This window comes from Flavobacterium cheonhonense, from assembly GCF_035671315.1.
Taxonomy (GTDB): Bacteria; Bacteroidota; Bacteroidia; order Flavobacteriales; family Flavobacteriaceae; genus Flavobacterium; species Flavobacterium cheonhonense.
Genome location: NZ_JAXAVY010000014.1, coordinates 1 through 4,507, shown reverse-complemented (window position 1 = coordinate 4,507; position 4,507 = coordinate 1). Strand labels below are relative to the sequence as shown.

At 33.4% G+C, this 4,507-nt stretch carries 3 protein-coding genes; all 3 read right to left on the bottom strand.

Features of this window, described 5'->3' with window-relative positions; all coding sequences use genetic code 11:
- Positions 1 to 146: 146 nt before the first annotated feature.
- Positions 147 to 548: a hypothetical protein gene (locus SK086_RS13510; protein ID WP_324692329.1), complete on the bottom strand. Its 402-nt coding sequence runs from the start codon at positions 546 to 548 to the stop codon at positions 147 to 149.
- 2,683 nt (positions 549 to 3,231) lie between these two features.
- On the bottom strand, positions 3,232 to 3,879 hold the full coding sequence (locus tag SK086_RS13505) for a hypothetical protein (RefSeq protein ID WP_324692328.1): 648 nt from the start codon (positions 3,877 to 3,879) through the stop codon (positions 3,232 to 3,234).
- A 151-nt stretch (positions 3,880 to 4,030) separates the two neighbouring features.
- A partial coding sequence (locus SK086_RS13500; protein ID WP_324692326.1) for a DUF4348 domain-containing protein occupies positions 4,031 to 4,507 on the bottom strand: 477 nt, incomplete at its 5' end.

The following is a 4,507-nucleotide window of genomic DNA, read 5'->3' as shown; positions in this document are numbered from 1 at the left end:
TGATGTTTCCAACGATTACTGCTAACGTTTCGCCGCTATCCGACTGTAGCGAATCCAGCGAACTGCGTACTGTCTGCTAAGATAATATTTTTACGTGAAGAAAGAAGCACAACTCAAGAAAAACCAGCTATAGCGGATAACGGCTGTTACCGGATGGCCTTTATTTTGCGTAAAGTAATTTCATTATATGGATTTCGGGAAATAATTATTTTGTTCTTTTTAACCTTTGCTTTTAATGTGTCACAAAATGGTCTATATTCTTGTACTTCAACAATTGTATCACCTAAAGTTTCATGAGTTATCTTAGACTTTTCTGGCATTAAAATAATATTGCTTTTTTCCATTCTCCAATTCCCTTTGGTATTTCCAGAAGCTATTGTTCCAGTCGTTTCTAATTTATAAGTGTTACTATCTAATCTAAGGATTATGTTATATGAGTTTGGTTTCTGTTTTAATGTATAAGTTCCTGTCACGCTTTTTTTAGAGCTACATGAGCTTAAGGCTAACAATACTAATAAACATTTGATAAAAAAATACTTTGAATTCATAAACAAGATATTCTCTGGTGCACGATTTAGGCTTTCCGGTAACGTTTCGCGGCTAGTGGCTTTTTGCGAAGCCAGCGAACTGCGTACTGTCTGCTAAAATAAAATATTTACGTGAAAAACCAACGTGAAACCATGAAAATCCAGCAATGGCCACTAACCGCTGTTAGTGGTTTGGTTTTAGACTAGGAAACCAAAATTGCCCAAAAGTCAGCCGACTTTCAACTTTCGCCTACAAACAAGTTCTTGTTGAATTCCCCAAAAGCCTAAAAGTTTACAAACACAAACTGACTAAATTCATTCGATTACCGGTAAGATTATTTTCAGTAAAACCGAAAAGTCAGACTTTTTATTCTCGGTTAAATTTTCAAAAGTGAAAGAAAGAAAAACGTCCGTTTAAGCTTCGGACCAAAACTAACCACTAACGTTTCGCGGCTAGTGGCTTTTTGCGAAACCAGCGAACTGCGTACTTTCAGCTAAGATAAAATATTTACGTGAAAAACCAACGTGAAACCACGAAAATCCAGCAATGGCCACTAACCGCTGTTAAGCCATTTTTTGCGACGTAAACTTGAGCACGCAACGTAACCAGTTTGATTTTCCGGTTTCTATTTCGGATTCTGCTTTCTCGTTTCTGCTTATTCTCTGATAAATTTTCAACGCAAACTTGGAAAAAATTTGGTTAAATTTTCTGCAAATATTTTCCGCAACACTTTTCCAGTTTCTGATTTTTGTCAACGTCATTTTTTCTTCAATGATTTTTATAAATCAACGAAAGAAAAATGAACTTGAATTTTATACAAAAATTGCTACTGAAATCGGGAACGCAAAATGTGGCTTAACGTTTCGCGGCTAGTGGCTTTTTGCGAAGCCAGCGAACTGCGTACTTTCAGCTAAGATAAAATATTTACGTGAAAAACCAACGTTAAACCACGAAAATCCAGCAATGGCTACTAACCACTGTTAAGCCATTTTTTGCGACGTAAACTTGAGCACGCAACGTAACCAGTTTCATTTTCCGGTTTCTATTTCGGATTTTGTTTTCGGTTTCTGCTTATTCTCTGTTTAATATTCAACGCAAACTTGGGAAAAATTCGTTTTAATTTTCCACAAACGTTTCCATAAACATTTTCGGATTTCATTTTCCAGCAAACTTTTTTTCGTCAACATCTTTTCGAAAGTTGATTTCTCGTCAATTACATTTAAAAAAACTGAAGTGGAAAAATGAACTTACTGCAAAAATCGCTACTGAAATCGGGAACGCAAAATGTGGCTTAACGTTTCGCGGCTAGTTGCATTTGCGAATCCAACGAACTGCGTACTGTCCGCTAAGATAAACTTTTTACGTGAAAATAGAAGTACAACTCAATAAAAACCAGCAAGTGCTACTAACCGCTGTTATAGGTAGCCTTTATTATTGGTCTGCCTTTTCAGTCAACCTATTATGTAAATAGCTTTAAGAGTTTACTAGATGAATTTTTGTCTTTTACAATTTGTCAGATTGCTTATTTTTTTATCAGAAAGTCAATTACTTTATTACAAAGTTTATAAGCTAAATAAAAAATTAAAAGCATTAATATTATATTGAAACCTGCAATCACTGTACTTATGATTGTATCAGTACTCCAAACTAATTTAGACTCATAAATTAAACCTATCATATTTTTAATTTTTTAAATTCAGGTTTTAGATTCTGTTTCACTTCTGTATCTTTTTCAACGCAAAATTTGTCAAAAGGTTACCTATAACGTTTCGCGGCTAGTGGCTTTTTGCGAAACCAGCGAACTGCGTACTTTCAGCTAAGATAATAGTTTTACGTGAAAAACAGACGTGAAACCACGAAAATCCAGCAATGGCCACTAACCGCTGTTATAAGCAGGCTTGTTTTTTTAGACACTTTGTTCAATTCTTTTGGAAATTATTTATTTAGATTCTTTTGATCTATTTTCTGAATTCCGCTTTGTTTTCTTGTAAAGTTTGATTAAAAAATAAACTATTGAGCAAAATAAAACAATGAGAAATATTTGCCATAATAACAAACCAAAAGAAAAATGATTAATTGTTTTTTCCATAACTTTTCGACGTAATTTTGAGGAAAGCTTGCTTATAACGTTTCGCCGCTAACCGACTATTGCGAAGCCAGCGAACTGCGTACTGTCAGCTAAGATAATAGTTTTACGTGAAAAACAGACTTGAAACCACGAAAAACCAGCAATAGCGGTTAACGGCTGTTAGCACTTATTTTTTCTTAAAATATATAAGTAACACAATATGAGCATTCCCAAATTCCACGAAGCAATGTATAACCAAAAACTTTCCATAAAGTCAGTTTGACATGGCTGACAAATTTCTCCAGCAATACAAGGTTCACAGTTAATTGTATATGAATCCCAAGAATATTTATAAACCAAAACTATGTTTATAACAATCCAAATTACTGTAAAAACCTTGTTTAATTTATTTATTCCCGTATTGATTTTTCTCTTGACCACTTTTCATTCTTTTACTTAGCCTATCAACTCTCCGATTTCTCTTTTTTAGCGGTTCTCCCAAAATAAGTGCTAACGTTTCGCGGCTAGTGGCTTTTTGCGAAACCAGCGAACTGCGTACTGTCAGCTAAGATAAAATTTTTACGTGAAAAACCAACGTGAAATCAAGAAAATCCAGCAATGGCTACTAGCCGCTGTTAGCGGTTGTATCGTCTAATTATTTTATTTTCTTCTGAATCTGTTTTTAAAACAACTTCTTTTGTAGTGACAGTGTCAATTAGCACACAATCTCTCAGATTTCCAATCTCTGCGCAAATAGAATTATTGAAATCAGTTATTATTTTTTCTTTATTGTTTTTCAAATCTAACAATACTAATTTTTCACTATCATCATTAAGCGTTTCAATGTAAAGAAGTATTCTTTCATCTTCACGATTATCAACAAAAATGCCTTCCTTGAGTATTGTGCCATTTTCTTTCTTGATTAGTTGCATTTGGTTTGGATTTCCTGAACCGTAAGATTGTATAAAAAGAAAAGTTTCTCCGAAATCACCGCCAATATATCCAAGACTTTTATGAATCATGGGATAACTGGTTTCATTCAATTCTATTATATCCTTTTCCCCTTTTACTAAAGTCAAACTTTGCATATTTTGTTTTTCAATTGTATCAAAATGAACTCTATATGATAAATGATAACCTCTTGTAAGTAGTGTATCAAAATCATAAGGTTCTATTTCTATTTTATTTTCGGGTAGTGGTCTATGAACAATAGATTTTTCTTCTTTCTTGCTTGAACAAGAAAAGAAAATAGAAATTGTTAATATTTGAATGATGAGTTTCATGATATAACCGCTAACGTTTCGCGGCTAGTGGCTTTTTGCGAAGCCAGCGAACTGCGTACTTTCAGCTAAGATAGAATTTTTACGTGAAAAACAAACGTGAAACCACGAAAATCCAGCAATAGCCACTAACCGCTGTTACCAGTAGTTTTTATTAGTTAGACGTGTCTTTCCAACTTTTTAGAAACCATTTTCCGTTAACTTTTTCAAAGTAAACATCGGTATAAATTCCATTGTCAACACCTCTGATTTCAATTGTTACGTTATTTCCTTTTGCTTTTATTTTCTGTGTATATCTATCAAATTCTCTAGTCAAAGCATCTTTTGGATATTCAAAGTCAAGTTTTGTGTATTCTTCTTTTTCAACTGTCCTTTCAATTGTCTCCATCATATTATTCTCGTCAATTTCGATGACTTTTAGCGGAAAATTTACACGACTAACTTGGAAAATCGAATCTTTACTAAAATAACTCAGGAAAACATTGAAGTTGTCGTCAACATTATTAGGTATTTTGAATTCAGAAACTTTATTTTCTGTTTGATTTTTGTCTTCAGCCTTTCTAATTTCCGGCTTACATTCTATAAAGATAGAAGCCAAAATAAAAAGCAGAAATATCCTTGTTTTATTCAT

Coding starts and splice junctions, on each gene's coding strand:
- SK086_RS13510 (WP_324692329.1), bottom strand. CDS start 548: ATGAATTCAAAGTATTTTTTTATCAAATGTTTATTAGTATTGTTAGCC.
- SK086_RS13505 (WP_324692328.1), bottom strand. CDS start 3,879: ATGAAACTCATCATTCAAATATTAACAATTTCTATTTTCTTTTCTTGT.